This window comes from Paenibacillus cymbidii (assembly GCF_004764705.1).
Taxonomy (GTDB): domain Bacteria; phylum Bacillota; class Bacilli; order Paenibacillales; family NBRC-103111; genus Paenibacillus_AN; species Paenibacillus_AN cymbidii.
The window spans coordinates 204140-226457 of record NZ_SHLX01000006.1 but is presented as its reverse complement, the minus strand read 5'-3'; the positions used below and the strand labels follow the sequence as shown (position 1 = coordinate 226457).

The 22318-nt window shown below is 61.1% G+C and carries 18 protein-coding genes; 10 read left to right on the top strand and 8 right to left on the bottom strand.

Annotated elements, in window-relative coordinates:
* Positions 1 to 121: 121 nt before the first annotated feature.
* From EXY20_RS10765 to EXY20_RS10750, 4 genes are all read right to left on the bottom strand, one after another.
* Positions 122 to 1921 (bottom strand): sensor histidine kinase, encoded by a 1800-nt coding sequence (locus tag EXY20_RS10765; protein ID WP_135550677.1) that lies wholly within the window; start codon positions 1919 to 1921, stop codon positions 122 to 124.
* Positions 1914 to 2684, bottom strand: coding sequence for a response regulator transcription factor (locus EXY20_RS10760; protein WP_135550675.1), 771 nt, complete (start codon positions 2682 to 2684; stop codon positions 1914 to 1916). Before EXY20_RS10760 ends, EXY20_RS10765 begins: the two co-directional genes overlap by 8 nt.
* Before the next feature lie 123 nt (positions 2685 to 2807).
* Positions 2808 to 3701 carry a hypothetical protein gene (locus EXY20_RS10755; protein WP_135550673.1) on the bottom strand — a complete coding sequence of 298 codons (894 nt, stop codon included), beginning with the start codon at positions 3699 to 3701 and terminating at the stop codon, positions 2808 to 2810.
* A 79-nt stretch (positions 3702 to 3780) separates the two neighbouring features.
* Positions 3781 to 4725 (bottom strand): helix-turn-helix transcriptional regulator, encoded by a 945-nt coding sequence (locus EXY20_RS10750; protein WP_135550671.1) that lies wholly within the window; start codon positions 4723 to 4725, stop codon positions 3781 to 3783.
* Between the two features lie 226 nt (positions 4726 to 4951).
* Here EXY20_RS10750 and EXY20_RS40625 point away from each other — a divergent pair, with 226 nt between their 5' ends.
* Entirely contained in the window at positions 4952 to 5350 is a 399-nt protein-coding gene (locus tag EXY20_RS40625) for a hypothetical protein (RefSeq protein WP_135550669.1), read from the top strand.
* 6 nt (positions 5351 to 5356) lie between these two features.
* On the opposite strand, the gene EXY20_RS10740 is transcribed toward EXY20_RS40625, so the two are convergent.
* Complete coding sequence (locus EXY20_RS10740) at positions 5357 to 6994, bottom strand: tail fiber protein (protein ID WP_135550667.1); 1638 nt, start codon at positions 6992 to 6994, stop codon at positions 5357 to 5359.
* Between the two features lies 1 nt (position 6995).
* Positions 6996 to 7562 (bottom strand): dihydrofolate reductase family protein, encoded by a 567-nt coding sequence (locus tag EXY20_RS10735; protein WP_207671249.1) that lies wholly within the window; start codon positions 7560 to 7562, stop codon positions 6996 to 6998.
* 298 nt (positions 7563 to 7860) lie between these two features.
* Here EXY20_RS10735 and EXY20_RS10730 point away from each other — a divergent pair, with 298 nt between their 5' ends.
* Positions 7861 to 9108 (top strand): IS110 family RNA-guided transposase, encoded by a 1248-nt coding sequence (locus tag EXY20_RS10730; RefSeq protein WP_135550663.1) that lies wholly within the window; start codon positions 7861 to 7863, stop codon positions 9106 to 9108.
* A 354-nt stretch (positions 9109 to 9462) separates the two neighbouring features.
* Positions 9463 to 10668, top strand: coding sequence for a macrolide family glycosyltransferase (locus tag EXY20_RS10725; RefSeq protein ID WP_135550661.1), 1206 nt, complete (start codon positions 9463 to 9465; stop codon positions 10666 to 10668).
* A 263-nt stretch (positions 10669 to 10931) separates the two neighbouring features.
* Here the strand turns inward: EXY20_RS10725 and EXY20_RS10720 are convergent, their stop codons facing one another.
* Positions 10932 to 11993, bottom strand: coding sequence for a hypothetical protein (locus EXY20_RS10720; RefSeq protein WP_135550659.1), 1062 nt, complete (start codon positions 11991 to 11993; stop codon positions 10932 to 10934).
* Positions 11994 to 12282: 289 nt separating this feature from the next.
* Between EXY20_RS10720 and EXY20_RS10715 the strand changes: the two genes are divergently transcribed.
* Genes EXY20_RS10715 through EXY20_RS10705 form a run of 3 tightly spaced genes read left to right on the top strand, consistent with a single transcriptional unit; the run spans position 12283 to position 14665 of the window.
* Positions 12283 to 13572: a DUF455 family protein gene (locus tag EXY20_RS10715; RefSeq protein ID WP_135550657.1), complete on the top strand. Its 1290-nt coding sequence runs from the start codon at positions 12283 to 12285 to the stop codon at positions 13570 to 13572.
* Positions 13565 to 13864, top strand: a complete 300-nt coding sequence (locus EXY20_RS10710; protein WP_135550655.1) for a 2Fe-2S iron-sulfur cluster-binding protein — start codon at positions 13565 to 13567, stop codon at positions 13862 to 13864. Before EXY20_RS10715 ends, EXY20_RS10710 begins: the two co-directional genes overlap by 8 nt.
* Before the next feature lie 39 nt (positions 13865 to 13903).
* Entirely contained in the window at positions 13904 to 14665 is a 762-nt protein-coding gene (locus EXY20_RS10705; RefSeq protein WP_135550653.1) for a phytanoyl-CoA dioxygenase family protein, read from the top strand.
* A gap of 9 nt (positions 14666 to 14674) precedes the next feature.
* Here EXY20_RS10705 and EXY20_RS10700 read toward each other — a convergent pair whose 3' ends face one another.
* Positions 14675 to 15463 carry a helix-turn-helix transcriptional regulator gene (locus tag EXY20_RS10700; protein ID WP_167859155.1) on the bottom strand — a complete coding sequence of 263 codons (789 nt, stop codon included), beginning with the start codon at positions 15461 to 15463 and terminating at the stop codon, positions 14675 to 14677.
* Between the two features lie 112 nt (positions 15464 to 15575).
* Here EXY20_RS10700 and EXY20_RS10695 point away from each other — a divergent pair, with 112 nt between their 5' ends.
* The 4 genes from EXY20_RS10695 to EXY20_RS10680 all read left to right on the top strand — a co-directional run bounded on the left by EXY20_RS10695 (position 15576) and on the right by EXY20_RS10680 (position 21600).
* Entirely contained in the window at positions 15576 to 17492 is a 1917-nt protein-coding gene (locus EXY20_RS10695) for a CocE/NonD family hydrolase (protein ID WP_135550649.1), read from the top strand.
* Complete coding sequence (locus EXY20_RS10690) at positions 17489 to 18823, top strand: DUF455 family protein (RefSeq protein WP_135550647.1); 1335 nt, start codon at positions 17489 to 17491, stop codon at positions 18821 to 18823. Before EXY20_RS10695 ends, EXY20_RS10690 begins: the two co-directional genes overlap by 4 nt.
* 74 nt (positions 18824 to 18897) lie before the next feature.
* Positions 18898 to 19836, top strand: a complete 939-nt coding sequence (locus EXY20_RS10685; protein ID WP_135550645.1) for an aldo/keto reductase — start codon at positions 18898 to 18900, stop codon at positions 19834 to 19836.
* 66 nt (positions 19837 to 19902) lie between these two features.
* Complete coding sequence (locus EXY20_RS10680; RefSeq protein ID WP_167859154.1) at positions 19903 to 21600, top strand: response regulator; 1698 nt, start codon at positions 19903 to 19905, stop codon at positions 21598 to 21600.
* Positions 21601 to 22318 lie beyond the last annotated feature (718 nt).

The window sequence follows — 22318 nt, the reverse complement described above, 5'->3', positions numbered from 1 at the left end:
TCGCTGGCTATTCGTTTGAAAATGGCTGATTTGCGGGCAGATTGGTCAAAATAACCAATGTTTTCACTGGCTATTTCCGATGCGGCGGGCCAAAATCGGCGAATAGGCCATTTTTTATTGCCTATTCCCGGGAAAGCGGCGGAGCTTCCGCTTCAAGCGGCAGCTCGACGGTCACTTCCGTCCATTCGCCCGGCTCGGAGCGGATGCGCAGGCCGTACGCCGGCCCGTAATGAAGCCGGATGCGCTCCTGCACGTTGGGCAGGGCGATGCCTTTGAAGCGGCCGTCCGTCCGCTCGTGCGACGCGTCAGTGATTGCGCCAGCCGCGGGGTTCCGGGGCGACAAAACCGCCTCGATTTGCGCTGCGGTCATGCCGGCGCCGTCATCCCGCACGGTCAGGAGCAACCGGTCACCAGCGGCGGCGGCGGTCATCAGCACGGTGCCTTCCCCTTTGGCGGCCAAGCCGTGGAAGAGCGCGTTCTCCACGAGCGGCTGCAGCAGCAGCTTCGGCAACCGGGCCGCGGCGCAAGCCGGGTCGATCCGCTCCTCGTAACGAAACGCGTCGCCGTACCGCACGTTCTGAATTTGCATATACGCCTGCAGCGACAGCCGCTCTTCCTCGAGAGTGGCGAACTCGCTGCGGTCGATGCTGTAAGTGAGCAGGCCGATCAGCGAACGAATCGTCTCCTGCACCTCGTCGACGCGATGCTGCCGGGCCAGACTGCCCACGCAGGCGAGCGTATTGTACAGAAAATGGGGCCGGATCTGGTGGAGCAGCAGCGCCATTTCCAGCTCCTTCTTGCGTTCTTCGTTCACGCGAACGGCGTCCAGCAGCTCCCGGATGCGTTCCAGCAGCAGGTAAAAGCTGCGAGAAAGCCGGCCGATTTCGTCGGTGCGGGCGATCTGGCGCGGCGGCGGGTCGAAGCGTTCGCCGCGAATGCGGTCCATCTGCAGCGCCAGCCGGTTGACCGGCGTCGCGAACTGCCGGCTGATCGCCAGCGCCAGCACAATCAGGAGCGAGAACCAGATCGCGCCGATGCCGAGGAAACGCAGCAGCAAGCCGCGCGACCCCGCGCGGAAGTCGCGTTCGTCGGTCATGGCGATCAAGTACCAGTCGATCTCGTTGCGCTTGCTTTTGACCGCCATGAGCGGTCCGGTCGCTCCATCGACGCGGCTGATGCCGTCCGGCAAGCCGATCAGCGCGCGCACGAAGCTTTCGTCCATTTCCGGCGGCAGCGTGGCCGGGCGGTAGGGCACGACGGCGCTGTTCGCGTCGTACGCCACGATGCGGCCGGCGTTGGTGAACAGGGCGAAGCCTTGGCCCGAGCTGCCGAGCAGCTCGTACAGCCGGCGGGTGAGCAGCGAGGTGTTGATTTCGGCGAGCATGCTGCCGCTGCCGTCTTTCAGCGACAGCGCAAAGGCGACCGTGCTGTTGGTTTGCAGCGGCGAATAGTAGGGCTCGCTCCACTTGACGACGCCGGGCGTTTCGTCGGCGATGCGGAACAAGTCCGGCAGCCGCGGATGGCCGACGATGCCGTAAGCGAGTTGATTGCTGGCGACGATCGAGCCGTCGCGGCGCTTGACGAACAGATTGGCGGCGATGCCGCTGCTGCGTTCGATTTGCTGCTGCAGCGTATGCTGCAGCTCCGTCGGGTCGGCCAGCGCCCGTTCGTCGAGCCGCTCGGACATATTGATCAGCATGCTGCGGATATTCTGCAAATACAGGTCGAGGTATTGACCCGTCCGCTCCATGAACATGGTCATGTCGTCGGATTTTTGCCGCATCAGCGCCTCGCGCGAGCTTCCCAGCGCACTGTACAGCAGGCCGGCGAAAGCGAGCAGGCTGGCGAGCGCAAGCGCAAGGAACAGCTTGACGAACATGCGGCTGAACAACCGGCCGAACAGCTTCCGCAGCTTAGCCATGGCCGCCCCGGAACTCGCGCGGGCTGCGGCCGAAGCGGCGGCAGAACACTTCGGTGAAATGGCGGTAGTTGGGGAAGCCGACGGCCGCCGCCACCTCGTACACTTTCAGCGGGCTGTGCCGTAGCAAATAAGCGGCTTTGTCCAGCCGCTTGCGTTTGACATATTCGGGAAAGCTTTCTCCGGTCGCCTTGCGGAACAACAAACCGAAGTAGTTCGGGCTCAGGCCGACGTGCGCCGCCACGGCGGTCAAATCGAACGGTTCGCTTAGCCGCTCGTCGATGAATGCTTCCGCGTGGCGGATTTCGTACCGTTTGGCCGCCGCCGCCGCAGCAGTCGCATCGTCATCGTCCGAGGCGGAAGCGGTGCCGGAGTCGGGCGCAGGCGCGGGCAAGCGCGCCTTTGCCTTATCCAGCGCCGCAAGCAATTCGCCGTCGCGAAACGTGCCTTTCAGCAAATAATCGCTGACGCCGAGCGCCAGCGCTTGGCGGGCGTAATCGAATTCGCGGTGGCTGGTGAGCAGAATGACCGGCAGCGCCGGCTGCCGATCAAGCAGCAGCCGGGCGAGCCGCAGGCCGTCCATGACCGGCATGACGATGTCGGTGACGACGATGCCGGGCTGCAAACGCTCGCATAATTCGAGCGCCTCCTGGCCGTGCCGGGCTTCGCCGGCAAGCTCGTAGCCGTGCGCTTCCCAGGCGAACAACCTCAGCTGCTCGCGAATGGGAACTTCGTCGTCCGCAATGATGACCTTCGTCAAGCCCATGCCGCTTCCCTCCGATTCATCGCCTGTTCATCGCCGCCAATGGCGCATTTACCTCGCATTATATACCGAATGCCGCATGACGTATAGGCAAAGCCGGAGCGAAAATGTCGGAAATACAACGATTTACAGTCGGCCGTGCGCCCTCAGCGTCGTCAGCCGGTGCACCGTCTGCCAGCCGCGCCACTCCATCGTCGCCGCCGGAGACAGCGGCTCGAAGCTGAGCGGCCAGCCTCCGTCCGGCTGCTGCTCCGCCACCATCGCGTCCAGATGAAGCGACAGCGTTTCGGTATCCACAAATTTGGCGCAGTAGTTGTCCGGTTCCGTCACCCAGTCCAGCACCTTGTGCACATAACCGCCCGCATGCGGGTCGCGTTCGATCACGCCTGGCGCAGCCAGCGAACGATCGAGCGATTCGAGCGCCGCGGCTGTGCGCGGATCGTCCGGCAGCTCCCGCAAAAAGGCGATCACATGGATCAGATCGTGATAAAAGCTGCGATTGATCTGCTCCAGATTGTCCCACAGGAAGCGGGCGGCGTTGCTCAGCCACGCCGGTCCGCCGCCGACCTTCAGCGGCACGGCTTGCTGTTTCAGCAGCAGCGCCACGATGGTGCCCGTCGGGTTGACCGAAGCGACGTCGCTTGGCACATCCTTCCACCAAGGCGGGTACGGGTAGCGGTGCAAGTCCGGTCCCACCAGCGGCAATCCGCCGGACGGCAGCGCAGACCGTTCGAAATAACGCATGATGCCGCGCACGATCGATTCGTCATACAGTCCGACTTCGTCCATGACGTGCAAGGCCATCTCCGTCGGCACCGGCTGGCTTTGCGGACAGCGAATGTCGGGCTCCAGCGCGTTGCCGAAGCCTCCGTCTTCGTTCTGGTAAGCGCGCAGCACCTCAATGACGCTTCCGGCCGAACCCGCTTCAAAATGATACTCAAACCGCTTCCGATCAAGCAAACGGGCGTTGGCGTAAAGGAACGTTTTTGCTTGCTCGAATTGGTCCTTCGACAGTTTCATGACAAATTCCCATCCTTTCGGTTCCGATATTCGTCATTGCGTTTCAATCCGGATTTCGAGTGCCGGCGCAGCTTTCCCTTCAATCGGCATACCGCTTGCACTGCTCTTCCGCGATACGGCGCAGTTCTTCCCGCAGCCGTGCGGGCTCCAGCACTTCGGCCTCCGGCCCCATCGCAAAGAAAAACCGCACCGCCCACTCCCATTCCGCTTGCGGACAATCGAAGGCGACTTCCCACTCGTCGTCGCCCGTTTGCCGGATCAGCTCGCCGATGTGCGCATCTTGCTCCGTTAGAATCATCCCGCGGTAGGTGAGCCGGACCCGGACAGGCACCGCAGCGGCGGTTTCGGCCTTCGCAAGCGCCCGGGCTCGCCGCGGCGATGCGGCGGGGGACGCTTCGCCTTGCGGATCGCTGCGCTCGACCGTTTCGAACCGGTCGACGCGAAACAGCCGCTCCTCGCCGTGGGTGTACGAATACGCTTCGCAATACCAGAAGCCGTTCGCCGCATAGATGCGCTTCGGCTGCAGCTCGACGGGCTTCCTTCCGCTCTGCGAGCGATACAGCGCCGTCACGTTATGCGCCGAGGCCGTATGCGCCATCAGCTGTTCCAGCAGCGGCGCCGTATAGCTGCGCGGCGGCACGTCGATGCCGAAGCGGCTCAGCAGGGGCGTCACCTGGGCCAGCGTATCCGCGGGGAGGATGCCGACGATTTTGTCCATCACCGTCCAGCGTTCCCGGTTGAATGGCGTATCGGCGTAAGCCTGCATCGCTTTCAGCGAGAACAGCAGTGTCAGCGCCTCGCGCGGCTCGAGCTGCAGCGGCGGCAGCTTGTAGCCTTCCATGATGCGATAGCCGCCGGAGGGGCCGGTTTCCGCGTAAACCGGAACGCCGAGCTCGGCCAGCGTCTGCATGTCGCGTTTGATCGTGCGCGTCGACACTTCGAACTTGGCGGCCAGCGACTGCGCCGTTTCGTACCGGTTCAACAGCGCGAGGGCGATGCCAATCAGCCTGTCTCTGCGATTCATCGGCTTCCTCCGTTCCCTGTTTTATCATAGTGTACCATCGGTGACAGCTTGTTTGTCACCATGCTGCGGCAGGGAACGATTTATTTTCGGGCGGCGATTGTTTATTGTCGGAAAATTGCGGGGGGATATCCGTGCGCCTGGGCGAGAAGGTTCGATCTTCGGATGGAACGCTCTTTTTTGTTTTCCATTCCATCCCGCGAAAGAGAGATGATCGAAGTTGGAAACGATGCTTACGGATTTGGAACGGTTTGGCCCTGATGTGGCGGCTTTGCTGGCGGCGGAAACCGTTCTCCAATCCGGCACGCTTTTGCTGATTCCCTCGGAAAACTACACCTCCCGAGCGGTACGGCCGGCGCTCGCCTCATCTTTCACGAACAAGTACGCGGAAGGATATCCGTATTTTTGGGAAGCCGGCATGAAGGAAGCGGAAATGAGGCAAATCGGAGCGCGGATCGTGCGCGCCACCCGCGGGGCGGCCGACGATGCCGTGCTGGAGGAAATTCGCCGGGAAATCGGCCACATGATGCAGCGGTTCCAGCCGGAGCGATTTGTGAGATTTGTGTTTAAACAAACGGGAGGGCAATTGCGGCCTGCCTTGCGGCAAACTGTCGCTGCTCTCCTTTAATTCCAATTAAAAGCGCAGCATGGAAACAAAAGAAATCCGCTGCAAGAAAATCACGACATCCGCCGCGTCAAACACTTGATCGCCGTTCAAGTCTTTTTCGGCTAAGGTGCCCTTGGTAAGGATCCACACAATTTGATCCAGATGCAGATCTCTGTTGTCGATGACAGCCTGTACAATATCCAATCGGGAGAGAAGAGCCTCCTTTTCGGGCCCGTCGTTCATCGGGAGCACCAGCTGCGCCGCTGCGTTTGCCGCGAATTGCGTCTGCTCTCTTTCGGCGCGTTCTATGGCGCTGACGATCTCGCCTGTTACGACCCATTTCGAATAAAGCGTCATGTCAGCCGTAATCTGTGTCGAAAAGTCATAAGAGTGGCTAAACGCGCTATCCGAGTACCAGCCGTCAAACGTGTAGCCTGTCCGCGTCGGCGCAGTCGGCTCCTCAACTGCTTGTCCCGCAAATACTTGTAGACTGGGGACGCTCGTACCGCCGTTCGCGGCGAAAGTAATGACCGGCATAAATTCGGTCAAGCGGACGGTCGCTTCCACGCTGCTGCCCCAGTTGCTGAACGCCTTGTATGTGAATTCGTCCGCACCCTGGTAAGTAGGGGCCGCCGCATAAACGAAAGCGCCGTTCGAATCGAGACTCACCGCGCCGTGTTCTGGCTGTTTCACCACCATAACGCCGGAAGCGGCGCTGTCGTTGACGAGCAATCCGGGAGCCGTCACGGTCAACGAGCCGGTTATGGTTGTAAAGGCATCATCGTGGGCAACGGGCGCATCTTCGGATGACAGGGAGGGAAGGGGGCCGTTAAGCATTTGGTAAATCGTGAATCCGGTCGGGAAACTTGCGCCTCCAAGCAACGCCGGATTCGCCTTCCTGAGATCGGGCAGCTTGAACGTGGCGCTGTCGTTGGCGCCGAAGCGAGTTCCTATACTCGCGAGCAAGTTGGGGTACTCGCTTCGAATGAGCGATCGGCCGTCAAGCATGATCCCTTGCGCCAGGTTGGGAGACGGATAAGCGAATAGCCCGATTTCTCCGCTATGCCCCATATCCGTTCCGGGTCCGTCGGTGGAAGGAAAAATACCGGCAATCGCCATCGCGTAAAAGACGCCCGCGTCGTCCAGCGGCTTCATATTGGGCAGTTGAAACGTGCTCGAACCATTGCCGCCGTAACTCGTTCCGAACAGGCTGAACAAAGCGCTATTGACTGAAATCGCAAGGACTTGTCCGCTTGCTTTAACGAACCCGCTTGGGACGAAGGCATACGGGAACAGCTGAATTTCGCCAAGAAAAACGTCGTAGGGGGCGCCTGCTCCGCCTTGACTTGGAAAAAAGCCCGAAGTAGCGATATAATAGCCCATACCGCCGGCCGGCTCCTTCCCGCGCAAGTCGGGAACGGCAAAAACTGTCGACCCGTCGCCCCCGTACATCGTGCCGATCAGCGAAAATAGCGCCGTATTTTGGCTGATGGGAATCGTTTGACCATTGCAGTACAGCCACCCGTCCGGCGTTTTGCCGTAAGGAAACAATTTGATCTGGCCCAAATAATGGTCATTCGCAGCGAAGGCTTTAGCCGAACCCGACGGCATCAGCCAAGGTACGACGAGCAACATGCACAAGACGGCCGTTACTATTTTACGCACATCAGTTTCCTCCTGCCTTATCGTTGGTTTCTTCTGGTTGGTAGTGAAGTTGTATGCACCCCGATTTCAGCAATGTGGATTTGACCAGCTTCAAGTTGATCGGACAGGGAACGTTTCGGAACAAAGGACTTCCTTCCCCCAACACTACGGGTACGACAGTAAGCTGGTATTCATCGATCAGACCGGCATGCAGCAAGGAGGAGGCGAGAGCGGCGCTTCCCAGGATCGCCATGTTGTTACCCGGCAGTCGTTTGAGCTGCGCGATGGATTCGACAATTGAGCTGTTCATCAGCCTGCTGTTGTGCCATTCCGCTTTGTCCAGCGTCGTGGAAACGACAATCTTCGGGATCGCGTTCATCATGCCGGCTACTTCACCGTCTGCAGTCGGCCAGTAGCTCGCCATGAGCTGATAGGTTGTTTTTCCGAACAATAGACAATCAACGGAGCGGAGAAACGCAATCGCATACGCCTCGTATTCATCGTCCGCGCGATGCCAGCTTATGTCCCCGTCGCGTCCCGAAAAGAAGCCGTCGATCGAAACCATTTCTTGAACGATAAGTTTTCTCATGCTTATTCCCATTCCTTTCGCTACGCTCAAGGCACAAAACGGAATGAAATCCGTTGGCTTTGGGCGATTTTTTTGTATGCTGGAAATGCAGGAGTACCCGTACACTACAAATCACGCGGAGGTGAGTGGGCCGCCTCTATCAAGGGGCGACCGCATGCTTATATGTGTCGGTGGTCTTTCCAAGCACAAATAAGTGTCGCTTCGAGCACGCAGACTTATCTTTGGTAAACAACTCGTTTATTGCTGGGCCACCAGTCCCTGCGGGCTATTCCTGTACCCTGCGGAAAGGAGTTTCTCTATGGCCCTGAAAATTGTCGATCCCGTCTGTTGCGGGATCGACGTGCACAAAACCTTTGTCGTCGCCTGTATCGCGTCCACCGACAGCAAAGGCGTCACCACGTACAAACGCCATCGCTTCTCCACCTTCACCAAAGGACTGACGGAGCTGTCACAGTGGCTTTGTGCGCATCACTGCAAGGACGTGTGCATGGAGTCGACCGGGAAATACTGGATTCCCGTCTTCAACATGCTCGAGTCTTCCTGCACCATCACGCTGGCTCACCCGAAGTACGTCAAGGCCATCCGCGGCAAGAAGACCGACAAGAAGGATGCCCAGTGGATTGCCGACCTGTTCAAGCACGATCTGGTCAATGGCAGCTTTATGCCTCCCTTGCCGATCCGCCAGCTTCGCGATCTGATGCGCTACCGCTTCAAGCTGACGAACTTTTCCTCCAGCGAGAAGAATCGTCTCCAGAACAGCCTGACGGTCTCGAACATCCAGCTCGGCAATGTCGTCTCGGATACGTTCGGCAAAAGCGCCATGAATATCCTGGACAAATTGCTCGACGATCCGCTGGATACGGCTTTTGACCTTGAGCCGCTCATTCATCGCTCCATGAAAGCGAAGCTGCCCGATCTGCAGCTTGCCGTCGACGGACTCATTACGCCGGAACAAGCCGAGAAAATCAAAATCATTCGACAGCACTACGAAGACCTCGAAGCCCGTAAAGCCGATTTGGAAGCCGTTATCCTTTCCCTTGCCGCGCCCTGCTCCGAAGAGCTCCAACTGATCTTGACTGTTCCGTCCTTCAAAAACCCATTCTCCGCCATTGCCGTGGTTTCAGAGATTGGTGTAAACATGGACGTGTTCCCGACAGCCAAGCATTTGTGTTCCTGGGCAGGGCTCACACCCTCCAACGACGAGAGTGCCGGCAAGAAAAAGTCGGTAAGGATTTCGAGAGCCGGCTGCTACATCAAGCCGCTTTTGGTCCAGTGTGCCACCGCTGTCGTCAAAAGCGAGAAGCATCCCGAAATACGGAACCGCTACTTGCAGCTCAAGAAGCGTCGTGGCCACAAACGCGCCGTTATTGCCATTGCGCGCATGTTGTTAACCGCCATCTGCCACATCTTGAAGAACAAAATGCCTTACGATCCTGATCTCTACAAGAAATCCGATGCTCGCCCTATGCAACGCGAAATCACGGTCGAGCAAGCGATCCGGTTTGCTCAGGCTCAGGGCTTCCGTATTATGGCGGCTTCGCCCTGAGTGGCTTACAGCCTTCCAACAACCTTTTTTTTCCATAATGCCGTCCCTGGAACGGCTTATTTGGTATGCGCTTCTCACACCTTGCGCGCGTTAACGTTGGATTTCAGACTTCCCACTTCCCTATGAAATAAAATGATGCGTCCCTACTACTACTATAGTTCAATTTCGAATTTGCCACTACTCCATTGTATCGTTTGCTTTTTGGATTTTGTGTGAAACGGTAGGAACGTGTATGAAATAGCGCAGATCCTGCAACCGGACGAATAGGATATGATAGCATTAATGAGGGCGCTGCCGGGAATCATAGGTTCATGGCCGAACGAATGGCCGGAGTCTCACACGGGTGGGATGGACATGGCGCGTGTATTGTATATTAATGGCGGGTCGGAAGGCCATATCAATCCGACGGTTGGCGTTGTGCAAGAGCTGGTTTCGCGCGGCGAGGAAGTCGTGTATGTATGCATCGAGGCGTTTCGGGAGCGAATGGAGAAAGCCGGGGCTTCCGTACGCACGTTCGACGGGCAGGCGTTCATCCGGGCGTTCGTCTCCGGCGGCCGCAATCATACGCTCGAACGAATCAACGGGCTGCTGCTGACGGCGGACATCGTTATTCCGTGCGTGCTCGAGCAAATCGAAGGGGAGAGGTTCGATTATATCGTTCATGACTCCATGTTTGGCTGCGGCCGGTTGTTGGCCCAGTTGCTGAAGCTTCCCGCCATCGGCTCTTGCACCTCATTTGCCCAGAACGAGGCGTCGTTCGAGCGGATGATGGAACCTTTTCATACAAGCGTTCCTGCAGATGTCGCCGGCCCGATCCGCGAGCGGTTCCAAAGCCTGGCAGCGGCGGCGGAGGACAAATACGGCGTGGCGATCGGTTCTCCTTACGAAGTGTTCTGCAATCCCGCGCCGCTCACACTTGTTTACACGACGAGGGAGTTTCAGCCGGACGGGGAAACGTTCGACGAAACGTACCGGTTTGTAGGTCCGTCCGTTTCGCCTCGGTTCACGCCGCAAAGCTTCGATTTTCCGGCTATTGAAGGGAAACGCCCGATTTACATTTCGCTCGGGACCGTGTTCAACCACGCGATCGATTTCTACAAGCTGTGTATCGAGGCGTTCGGCAATACGGAGCATACGGTTGTCATGGCGATCGGGAATAAAGTCGTGCTTTCCGATCTGGGGGAAGTGCCGGGCAATTTCATCGTGCAGCCCTATGTGCCGCAAACGGAGCTGCTGCCGCTCGCGTTGCTGTTCCTTACCCACGGCGGCATGAACAGTGTGCACGAAGGCCTGTATAACGGGGTTCCGCTCGTCGTGATCCCGCAAAGCGCGGATCAGCCGCTCATTGCCGAGCGAGTCGCGCGAATCGGCGCCGGCATCCGATTGTCCATGCCGGGCTTGACCGCCGCTCGTCTGCGCGTTGCCGCTAACGAGGTGCTGGGAAGCCCCTCTTACAGCGAAGCAGCCGCGGCGTTCGGGAAAACGTTCCGTACGGCCGGCGGGTATCGCCTGGCGGTTGACGAAATCATGGCGTATATCGGGCGCTCCGCTGCGAAATAGGCCATGTTTTATTGGCTATTGGGCAAAAAATGAGGCCCAGTAAGGAAATAGCCAGCGAAAACACTGGTTATTTTGTGAAAAAGGGCGATTGTCGGGCTTTCGGAGCAAAATAGCCAGTGAAATCATGGGCTATTTTCGACGAAGCGCCTAAAAAGGAGCAGATAAGCCATTTTTCATGGCTTATTGTGGATGGCGGGGGAGGAAATGATGCCATAAAGGGGATATCGGCCTGATGCCGGTATCCCCTTCGTTGCATAGGAAAGCTATTTGCCTTCCAGCTTGTTCACCGCCCGGGTAAATTCGCGGATCGCCGCTTCCAGCGACTCGCACCATGCTTTCAGCTTATCGGCCTCCAGCGGCCGGTACGGAAGCTGCTTGCGATAATGATCGAGCTGCTTGATCATCGTTTCGATGTCGCTGCGCAGCGTGGCGACGACGTTCGGGTAGCTCGGCGCCGGGGCGGGAGGCGCCGCGACCGTCTGCGCGGCAGCCGGCGCCGATGCAGCCGCGCGCACAGGCGCTGGCTCCGCCGCGGCAATGGCATCCGCCGCTGCGGGAGCCGTCGCGCGCGCAGGCGTCTGCGCTGGTGCAGCAGCCGCGGCCGGCGCAGCTTCCGCGCGCGCAGGCTCTGCGCGCGCAACGACCTCGCGCGGCGCCGGCTCGGCCGCGTCGCCCTGCCGCGCCGCGGCAGCGCTCGCGACGTTATCGCGCTCGCGAGCGCCGCTTTCCGCCGCATTAGCGTCGCGCTTGTTCTGCGCTTCGGCGGCTTTCGCCGTGGCGGCGGCAAGGATCGACTGCCGCGCCACCGGCTGCACCGCGCGCGGCGCCGGAATGCCGCCGGACGGCATCGCGGCCGTCCGGGCCGGCACGGCAGCGTCACCGCCGCTGCTGCCGAAAGGCGCCACGCGCACCGGCGCGGAGCGCACGGCTGCCGGCTCCTCCGCGGGCGCAGGCGCCGGCGCGGACGAACGCGCCGCTTTGCCGGCGGCGGCCGCTTCGGCCCGCGGCTCGCGTACGCGAGTGCGGCCTTCCGCTTGCTCTTCCGCGGCGGAAGGCAGCTCCTCAGGCTTCGGGTCCTGCAGCGACTTGCGCGCGTACAGCCCTTCCTGGCAGCTTTCGGTAAAGTAAAATACGGTCATTTCATTGTATTCGATCAATTTGACGGCGTTGGCGAAACCGGGATCTTCCATGTACTGATCGATCAGCCGGTTGAATTCGGAACCTTTGTTCATGTTGTAATACTTTTGTTTGATGACCGTGCCCGCAAGGATGTAATCGCAGTTGCGCAGCATGGCCTTCAATTTGAATTTTTTGAGCGGATTCACTTGAATCTTTTCCTTCCTGCGCAAGTAATTTTAGCGGCCGGCGAATCGCCGAACCTGCTGCCTCTATCATACCAAATTTCGCTACATTTCGGCTCACTATTTTTATAGAATACGAACAATTTCCCGGCGCGAGCGGCTGCGTTCGAACCGCGGGAGTACGATTTTTGCGGCATATCAATTGCAGTCATGTTTTATCAAATGGAATCATTCCCGTGCGGCATCGCTTTTCTTACAATGGAAGCATGAATCGGCCGTAACCCCTTACCGCCGCGCGAGGAGGAAATCACAAATGGCAAGCAAAGCGATCCTGATGGGAAAACCCGGGCAGCGGCAAGTGGAGGAAGCATCGCAGCGGCTGAAGCGGATGTTTCTGATCGAACGCGAACTGATGAAGACGCTGGGCGGCTACCTGGTCAGCGTGTCCGACTGGGAGCTGAAGAAACGGCTGCCCAAGCATATGTGGCAAGACTCGCTGCGGGCGAACGCGCTGCGCACGCGGGTGCTGGAGCTGCGGTATCCGCGCCGCGACGTCGATCACGGCCATGACGCCAATCTGCAGCAGCTGCTGGCGGCGCTGATCCGCTGCGGCTCCGACGCGGCTTTGCTCGAAGGCGTCTACTATGTCAAAAGCGAGCTGTGCGAAGCATACGAAGCTTATGTGACGGCCGCCGACCCGCTCGACGACGCGCCGACGCTCGAATTTATGGCTGGCTTCGTGCCGCAGCTGAAGCAGCAAATCGCCGAAGCCGAACGGCTGTACGCCGGTTTGCCGGAGCGGGCGGCGTCGCGCCCGAGTGCATGGCAGGCGGCGATTGCCGCGCACTTTCAGGCGGTCGGAGGCGTAACCGGCCCCGAACGGCCGGAGGCGCTCCCGCTGCCGCATGTGCTGCAGCGTCCGGAATACGTGCCGCCGCTGCATCCGGCGCGCGACCCGAAATTCGAATACGCGGCTTACCACCTGCCGAAGGAGATGCCGACCAAATTCATTGATCGCCAGGTGTGGCAGGGCATTAATCATGTGAACGAAATATTTTCGGCGGAAATTACGGCGCTTGTGCTGTGGAAGTGGGACGGCATGCCGTGGGAGTTTTATCTCGACTGCGCGAGATGGTCGTTTGACGAGGCGCGGCACTGCATGATGGGCGAGGAACGGCTGCAGGCATGGGGCTTCGAGGCGGGCGTCGACTATCCGATCTGCGCCGATCCGTATGTGTCCAACAGCGCTTACGGCGAAGAAGCGGTATTTGCGCTGCTGCACCGGTTCGAGATGAACGGCCCGAATTTGAAAAGCAAGCTGAAAAGCGAGTTCGAAGCGGTAGGCGATACGGCAAGCTCGCAGGATTTCGATTACGACTGGGCGGACGAAAGCATCCATCTGCAGTACGGCTACAAGTGGCTGCTGCACCGGATGGGCGGCGACAACGACAAGTACGAGGAAATTCGCGAAGCGGCGTACCATCGTTACTGGAAGGAGTTTCTCGTCGCCGAGCACGAGAAATGGGATTACGAGCCGTTCCGCGCCCGCATCGCCGCCCGCATCGCGGCCATCGAAGCAGAAGCAGGCGCCGGCCATGAGTGAGTACCGCGTCAAACTGCTGCCGTCTGACGAGACGATCGGCGTACGCCCGAACGAGCTGATTCTGGAAGCGGCGCTGCGACAGGGGACGGATGTGGTGTATTCGTGCCGCAACGGCACGTGCCGGTCGTGCATTCACCAGGTTGTGGAAGGAACGGTCGTCCAGGAGGACGCGGAATACTGCATGATTTCGCCGCAGGAGCTGGCGGACAACCGCCGCCTGATCTGCCTCGCCACCGTACGAAGCGACGCCGTGCTGGAGAAAGTGAAGCCGGGCAAACGGCTGAACGCCTGACGTCCCGCCAGACAAGACATCCGAAGGAGGAGAACCGCGATGAAACCCGCAATCGATACGAAAGTGCTCCAGCCGCTCAGCGACGAACAGCTCGCTAAGTACCGGCAGGACGGTTATCTGATTCTCAGACAGGCGTGCAGCGCCGACCTGATCGACGTGTACAACGCGCACATCCACGCGATCCGCTCCGCCGAAGACATGCCGCAATGGGCGCGGCCCCGCAGAGGGCAGCAATATTTGGGCGACAAGGAGCGGTTCAGCGTCCGCATATTCCATCCGCACAAGAATGACGGCTTTTCGCTGCAAATGATGAAGCTGCCGGTCATTCGCGGCGCGCTGCGGCAAATTTACGGGCAGGAAGCGCTCGGCATCCAGACGATGTACTTCTACAAGGATCCGGGTTCGCCCGGCCAGTCGGCGCATCAGGACTACTACTATATCAAAAACGAGCCGAACACGATTACGGCGACCTGGATGGCGCTCGAGGACGTCGACACGGAAAACGGCTGCATGCACGTCATTCCGGGCAGCCACAGGCTGGGTCTGCTGCCGCACGGCGCGGTGCGGAACATCCAGGAGCACGAAGCGAATTTGCACGAGATCGAAGGCGTCGACCTGACCCGGGAAATTCCCGTTCCGATGAAAAAGGGCGACGTGCTCATTTTCGACGGCCTGCTGATCCATTCGTCCACCCGCAACCGTTCCGCGGACCGTTGGCGCCGTTCGTTCGTCTGCCATTACATTCGCGGCGATTCGGTCATCACCGACCAGCGGGAGCTGGCGCCGTATTCGCTCGCCTGAGCGGCCGCTTCACTCGTGCGCGCGAATTTGCGACGGGGTAAGCCCCGTCATCTTCTTCACCGCCCGGGCAAAATGAAACGCCGACTTGAACCCGCACTGGTAAGCGATTTCATACACCCTGAGGCCGGTATGCTCGAGCAGGTCGAGGCTGATGCGCAGCCGGTGCTGCCATAAATATTGGATCGGCGTGCAGTCTTCGTGCTGGCGGAACAGGCGGATCAGGTGCTCGCCGGACAGGTTGACCGAGTCGGCGATTTGTTTCAGCGTAATTTCTTCCCGGAAGTGGCGGTGAATGAACGACTTGGTCAAAATGACGGCGGGATGCATGCTCATCTGCGACTGCTGGCGCCGCGACTCGGAGATGTAGCGCAGCACGGCGGTCAGTCCGTACGAGCGCAGCAGCAAATCGTTGTCCAGGGTGGAATTGAAGCGCAAATCGAGCATGGCGTCGGTGATCTGGTTCATCTCCTCGGAGAGCGGCAGCGTGTTCGGCAGCGTCCGCAGCAGCGCCAGCTCCTCCTCCGGCAGCTCGTCTACGCTCAGGCAGATCCAGCGATGCCACGTTTCCTCGCTGCGGGAGAACTCGAGGCGCTCGCGGTGCCCGGGGAGCAGCAGCATCACAGTGCCGGGGTACATCGTCAGCGGCTCGTTGTCGTCGATCCAGACGTCGGTCGAGCCGGAATGAAGCAGCAGCAGCTGGATGTCGTTCTGCTGGCGCGGGCCGAAATGGCTGCCCGGCGGATACACGATCGTGCCCGCAAACGAGCGGCCCACCGCATAGGGCGGAAAAACGTGCATGGCGGTCGCCTCCTGCGTCCAGTATAGGCCATTCCGGGACGATTGGGTAGGGAGCATATCAATTGCAGTCATCTTGCGTCTTGTTGGCGCCCGGTGACGGAAGGAGTCTGGCATGAAGCGGGAAGAAGAGAAGCCGGAGAGGTTGTCGGAAAAGGGAGCGGAAGCCGCGGCTGCCGGTACGGCGGCGGAGTCTGCAGCGCCGCCGTCGCCGCAGGAACTGCTGCGGCTGCGGATTGACGCGATCCTGGCGGATTTGCCGGAGCCGCGGTTTGCGGCCGGGGAGTCGCGCCTTACGCGGGTGGCGATGCGCGACGGCGTCCGCCTGGCGACGCACTTGTACTTCCCCGAAGGCGAAGGGCCGTGGCCGGTGCTGCTGATGCGCAACCCGTACATTGCGCCTGGCGTCGATGTCGGGGAAATGTACCGCATCTTCACCCGTTACGGGTATGCGGTCGTGTATCAGGAGTGCCGGGGGCGCGGCTCGTCGGAGGGACAGTGGCTGCCGTTCGCGAACGAACGCGGCGACGGGCTCGACACGATTGATTGGATCGTTGCGCAGCCGTGGGGAGACGGGAACATCGGCCTGATGGGCGGCTCCTACTTGTCCTTCGCCCAGTTGACGATGGCGGATGCGCTGCCGCCGCAGGTGAAAACGATGTTCCTGATGGTATACGGCCACGACCAATACCGGCTTGCTTATATGAACGGGATGTTTAAGCACGAAATTTTTACCGGCTGGATGATCGGCACAAGCGACATGCCGCCGGGGGAAACGCCGGATTCGCTGAAATTGCGGGCGCTGGCGCACAAGCCGCATGCCGAAGCCGACGCGCTGCTGTTCGGCAAAGAGTACCGGTGGTACCGGGACTGGATCAGTTGTTCGGAGCCCGGCGATCCGCTCTGGCGGGAAGGCTTGTGGGGGCAGCTCCGCGAAGTGCCGGGCCGCATCGGCGTGCCGATCCACATGGTCGGCGGCTGGCACGACATCGCCCTGGAATCGGCGTTTGCGCTTCACGCCGGGCTGCGGGAGGAAGTGCGGCGGCAAAGCCGGTTCGTCATCGGGCCGTGGGATCATACGATGGCGGCTGCGGCTTCCGGCGAACGCGAGTACCCGGGCGGCGATTTGCTGGGAGCCGGCGCCTTCCGCGAAGCGCTTGCCTGGTTCGATCGGCTGCTGAAGGGGGCGCCGTACGGCTTGCCGGTTGGCGTCATCGAGACGTACACGATCGGCGACGGCGCATGGAAATCGCACGAGCGTTGGCAGCCGGGGGAAGAGCCGCTGCGGCTGCATTTGCTGGCGGGCGACGAGGCGGCGGCTTGTGCGGGCGTGCGTGGCAAGCTGGGCGAAAGGCCGTCCGCCGCGGCGGGGAGCGCCGCGTACACGTACGATCCGGCCGATCCGGTGCCGACTTACGGCGGCGGCGCATTGCTGCCCGCGGTGCCGGCAACGCCCGGCAAACCGGTGCCGGGATGCGTGCGGCAGCCGGAGCCGGGATTTCATCCGGGCGTGCTGACGTTTCTTTCGGAGCCGCTGGCGGACGATTGCACGATTAGGGGCGAGCCGTCGGTGCGGCTCGTCGTCCGTTCCGACGCCGAGGATACGGCGTTCGCCGTCAAGCTGTCGGAGGTGATGGCGGACGGCGGGACGTTCAATATCGCCGACGGCATTACCACGCTTGCTTATCGGAACGGCGCGGAGCAGCCGCTCGCCTACGAGCCGGGTGCGGCCGAGGACATCGCGATCGGGCTGTGGCCGATCGCCTGGCGGCTTGCGCGCGGCTCGCGGCTGCGGCTCGATATTTCGTCCTCGAATTTTCCGGCGTACCATATTCATCCGAACGTCGCCGGCAACTGGGCGGAGCTGACGGAAACGCGGATCGCCCGGCAAACGGTGCTTTTTGGCGGCGAGTTTGCATCGTATGTCGAACTGCCGGTCGAAGCGCGCGGGCCACGCGAGTTGAATGAGTCGGATGAGCCATACGAACCACACGGGCCGGATAAGTCTGGCGAAGGGGGAGCTAACGCATGACTAACGATAACCTGCAAGCCATGGCGGCGGCCGATACAGACGAACTGGCGGCGCGGCTGAACGGCCGGGACGATTCGTTCCTGCGTCCGGCGGACACCGCCGCGGCGCTGCGAACGATGCTGTGGAAGGAGTTCGAGCTGTCCCGCCTTGCGTTCGGCTGGATGCCGGCCGCCACGACGTACGAGCGCAAAACGCGGCTCGGCCGGTTCGGCTACCAGCACGCCAGCAGCGCAAAAGAGCTGCACGAACGAATCAAGGAGCTGCCCGGCAGCCTGAACGAAACGAAAGGTACGCCCGAACCGATTCGCGACCAATACGAACGGATGGCGATCGCGCCGAGCGATGTCGCTTTTCTGATAAGCTACCAATTCCTGCTGCAGCGGCTTCGCGACGATTACGACGAGCTGACTGCCCGGCTCGATCCGGTGCTCGACGCGCCGACGATCGACCGCATCCGCCGGGCGACGCTCGATTTCGGCGATACGGAGGCGTGGCTGCGGCATGAACTTCACACCGCGCATTTGAACGGCGGCGATGCCCGTATGCTGGCGGCATGGAGGGCGCACGTCGTTCGCGCCTGGAATGGCGGGGCTCCGGCGGAATGGCCCGCGGCGTGGGGCGAAGCGGCCGGACCGCTGCCGGCCGTCAGCGCCTCCGATCCGCGCTTCCGCACGGCGCCGCCGGACGCTGCGAGCGCGCTGTATGCGGATCCGGCGAATTCGCCGCTGATCGACAGCGTCAAACAGATGATTTACGTGAACGCCACGGAAATTATTGCGGCGGAGAACCTCGCTTATTTGTACGGCAGCATTCACCGAATGCCGCTCGCCTTCTATTACGACTTGTCCCGCCATCTGTGGGACGAAGTGCGGCACAGCCAGATGGGCGTACGCCGGTTGCAGCAGCTCGGGTTCGACATTGGCGACTTTGTGTTCTTCCCGCCGATCCGGCTGCAGCCGGACAGTCGGGTGGAGCAGCTGATCGACGGTTACGTGTCGCTGACGAACGTGGCCGAGGCGTGTTCGTTTCCGTACAAGCGGCAGGCGGCGCAGGCGTTCTGGAAGCACGGCGATCCGCTGTCGGCGATCCAGTCGGAATTCGATATCGCCGACGAGCGGCTGCATGTCGATTTTGGCGCGCAGTGGGGGCCCGAGCTTTACAAGCAGTTTCACCAGGAAGTGATCACCGCCCAGAAGCTGGCGGAGAAGGCGCGGGAGTTCCGGCTGAAACGGATGAACTTCTCGCCCGAGCATATTGCCGAAACGGCGAAGAGCTTTCCGGCATTTTGCGGCGTTGCGAATACGGTTCATTTGGCATTCGAGAACTATTAAGTCTGTGAAGCTTAAGGAGCTTAATAAACGAGCCGGCTAAACCAATTTGTGGAGCTGAAAAGGGGCGGGTTGCGATGGAATACACGGTTCTCGGCGGCACGGGACTGCGAGTCTCGCGGCTCGGGCTCGGCGGCGCCGGGCTTGCCGGCGCATTCGGGCCGACGGGCGAGCAGGAGGCGCGGCGCGTCGTCGACGAAGCGGTGGACGCCGGCGTCACGTTCATCGATACGGCGCCGTTCTACGGAGGCGGCGAGTCGGAGCGCCGCATCGGCGACGCGCTGGCCGGCGGCAAGCGGGAGCGTGTCGTGCTGGCGTCGAAAGCGGCGATGCCGGGCATGCGCTACACCTATGACGAGGTGATCAAATCCGTGGCGGCAAGCCTGGCGCGGCTGCGCACCGACCGGATCGATCTGGTGCAGATCCACGAGGCGGACATCCAGCCGTATGAATTGTTGTTCGCCGAAACGCTGCCGGCGCTGCGCAAGCTGCAGGAGCAGGGGGCGATTCGCCACATCGGCGTCACCGGGCGGAATACCGCCCGGTTGGCGCGTTTGCTGCGTACGGGCGAGTTCGACACGGTGCAGGCATATACCAGGTATATGCTGATCGACGATACCGCGGCGAAGGAGCTGCTGCCGTTAGCCGCGCGGCTGGGCAAAGGCTTCATCAACGGCAGCGTGCTCGGCATGGGGCTGTTGGCGGGCAAACCGGCTGCCTTTCTGGAGCCGGAGCTGGTCGCGGAAGCGGAAGAGCGGCTGGGACGGCTCGACTTTATCCGGCGGTCGCCGGACGGGAGCTTCAGCGAGGCGGGGATGCGTTTCAGCCTGGGCCACCCGGATGTGCACGTGACGCTGACCGGGGCGGACGGCGTGGGCGTTTTGCAGGCAAACGTCTCTTATTGCGACGGTGCCGGTCTGCCCGAAGCGGACGTGCGGCGGCTGCGGGAGCTTGTCGCCGGACAGCTGCTGTTCCCGAATGTGGAGACGGAAGGAGCGGGCTGGGACGACGTTTAGAGGGGCGCGGCGATCTTGTTCCGGTGCAGAGCGCGTGCTACTATGTGGGGGAAAGGGCGGATCAGCATGTTCAAAGTCATGATTGTCGACGACGAACCGTTCGTCATACATGGATTGCGCAGCCGGGTCGACTGGGAATCGCTGGACATGGAGTTGACCGGAACGGCCGCGAACGGACAGGACTTGCTCGCGATGATGGCGGCGCGTCCGGCGGATTTGCTCATTACCGACGTGTGTATGCCTCATATGGACGGACTTACCCTCATCGAGCGGGCGAAGCTCGTCAATCCGTCGCTGCGCTGCATCGTCATCAGTGCCTACAGCGAATTCGATTATGTCAAAAAAGCGCTGCAACACGGCGTCGAAAACTATTTGCTGAAGCCGATCAACGAAAGCGAATTTGTGGAGACGCTGGCCAAAACCGGCGAAAATCTGGCGCGGGACCGCACGGCCCGCGCTCGTGCTTCCGCGTCCGCGTCCGTTCCGCCGGATGCGATCGCGTTCCGCACGAATATTCTGGACCGTTGGGTGAACGGCACGATCCAGGATTTTGAGCTGTTCGAACGCGCCGAGCTGCTGCACATCGATTTGTCGGCTTCGGCTTACCGGGTGTGCGTGCTCGACGTCGCGGACGCCGGCGGACGCGAGCCGTTCGCGTGCGCGACCGAGCTGTCGGAGTTGTGCCGCAGCGTGTTTCTTCCCGTATTCGCCGGCGAAGTGTTTATCGACGGTTCGCTGCGAGTCGTTGCTGTGCTGCACGGCCCGTGTGCGGAGGAAAGCCGCGAAGCCGAGCTGCGCGACGCGCTGCAGCGGCTCGGCGGGGAAGCCGCGGCGCGCGGAATTCGCGCTTTCGTTGCGGTGAGCCCGGTGGCGGCCGCATCCGCGGGCGTCGGCGAATGTTATGCGTCGGCGGTATTTTATCGCCATTACCGGTTCCTCGATCCGGAGGCGCTGGCGGTGTTTTGTATGCGCTTACCGGAGGCGTCCGGCCTGCCGACCGCCGAGGCGCGCATGGAGCTGCAGCAGTTCGCCGCCGCGCTGCGGCAGGGGGATTTGCGCCAGGCGCTGCAGCTCGCGAAGCGGGATGTCGAGCGGCATGCGGGGGCGGGTGAGGGAGCCGGCTGCGGCGTCGGCGGTGCAGGGGCGGGAGCCGGTCCGGCAGGTGGCCCGGCAGGTGGCCCGGCAAGCGGCCCGGCGGCTGGACCGGCGCTTGGCCGGTTCGGCGATGGGCGCGGCGGGATGCTGCCGCTCGTGTTGTGCCTTGTGCGCACCGTGATCGAATCGGGCCGCGTTTCGGATGCGCTTCCCGGCACGCTCGCCGAGCGGCTGGCCGGCTACCCGGCTTTGCGGACGCGCGAGGAGCTGCAGGCGTGGCTGGCGCGTACGATCGAAGAGGCGATCCAGGCGATCGGCAAGCGCAAGGGCACCTATCATTTGCTGGTGCATCTGACACTTGAGCAGATCAACAAGAAGTACGATGCCGAGCTGTCGCTGAAAAGCTTGGCCGGCGGCTTCAATGTCAGCCCGGCTTACCTCGGGCAGCTGTTCAAGGAAGAGACGGGCAAATATTTCAACGATTATTTGACGCATGCGCGGCTGCAGGCGTCGCGTGCCCTGCTGCTCGATACGGACATGAGAATTGCGGAAATCGTGCAGCGCGTGGGCATCCCGAACCAGAGCTACTTCAACCGCATCTTCAAAAAAACGTACGGCGTGTCGCCGATGGAATTCCGCCGGCAAAACCTGCAAAAGCAGCCTTCCTGAGGGAGGCTGCTTTTGCAGATGGCGGGACCCGCTCGCCGAAACGCTGCTGTAAGGCTGAAATCAGCCTTATTTCGCTCGCCGCTCGCCGAAACGCTGCTGTAAGGCTGAAATCAGCCTTATTTCGCCCGCCGCTCGCCGAAATGCCGCTGTAAGGCTGAAATCAGCCTTATTTCGCCCGCCGCTCGCCGAAACGCTGCTGTAAGGCTGAAATTAGCCTTATTTCTCTCGCCGCTCGCCGAAATGCCGCTGTAAGGCTGAAATCAGCCTTATTTCGCCCGCCGCTCGTCGAAATGCCGCTGTAAGGCTGAAATCAGCCTTATTTCGCTCGCCGCTCGCCGAAATGCCGCTGTAAGGCTGAAATCAGCCTTATTTCGCCCGCCGCTCGCCGAAATGCCGCTGTAAGGCTGAAATCAGCCTTATTTCGCCCGCCGCTCGCCGAAATGCCGCTGTAAGGCTGAAATCAGCCTTATTTCGCTCGCCGCTCGCCGAAATGCCGCTGTGCATGTACCTGTGGATTCGTTCGGCGCATGCAGCGCATTTAGCGCATGTAACCTGCGCTGCAGCTCCCGCCAGGGCCTCACGCGGCGCATTTAGCGCATGTAACCTGCGCTGCAGCTCCCGCCAAGGCCTCACGGGGCGCGTCTAGCGCATGTAACCTGCGCTGCAACTCCCGCTGCGGCCCGCGCGGCGCAAATAGCGCATCGCGCCCGCCCGAGCA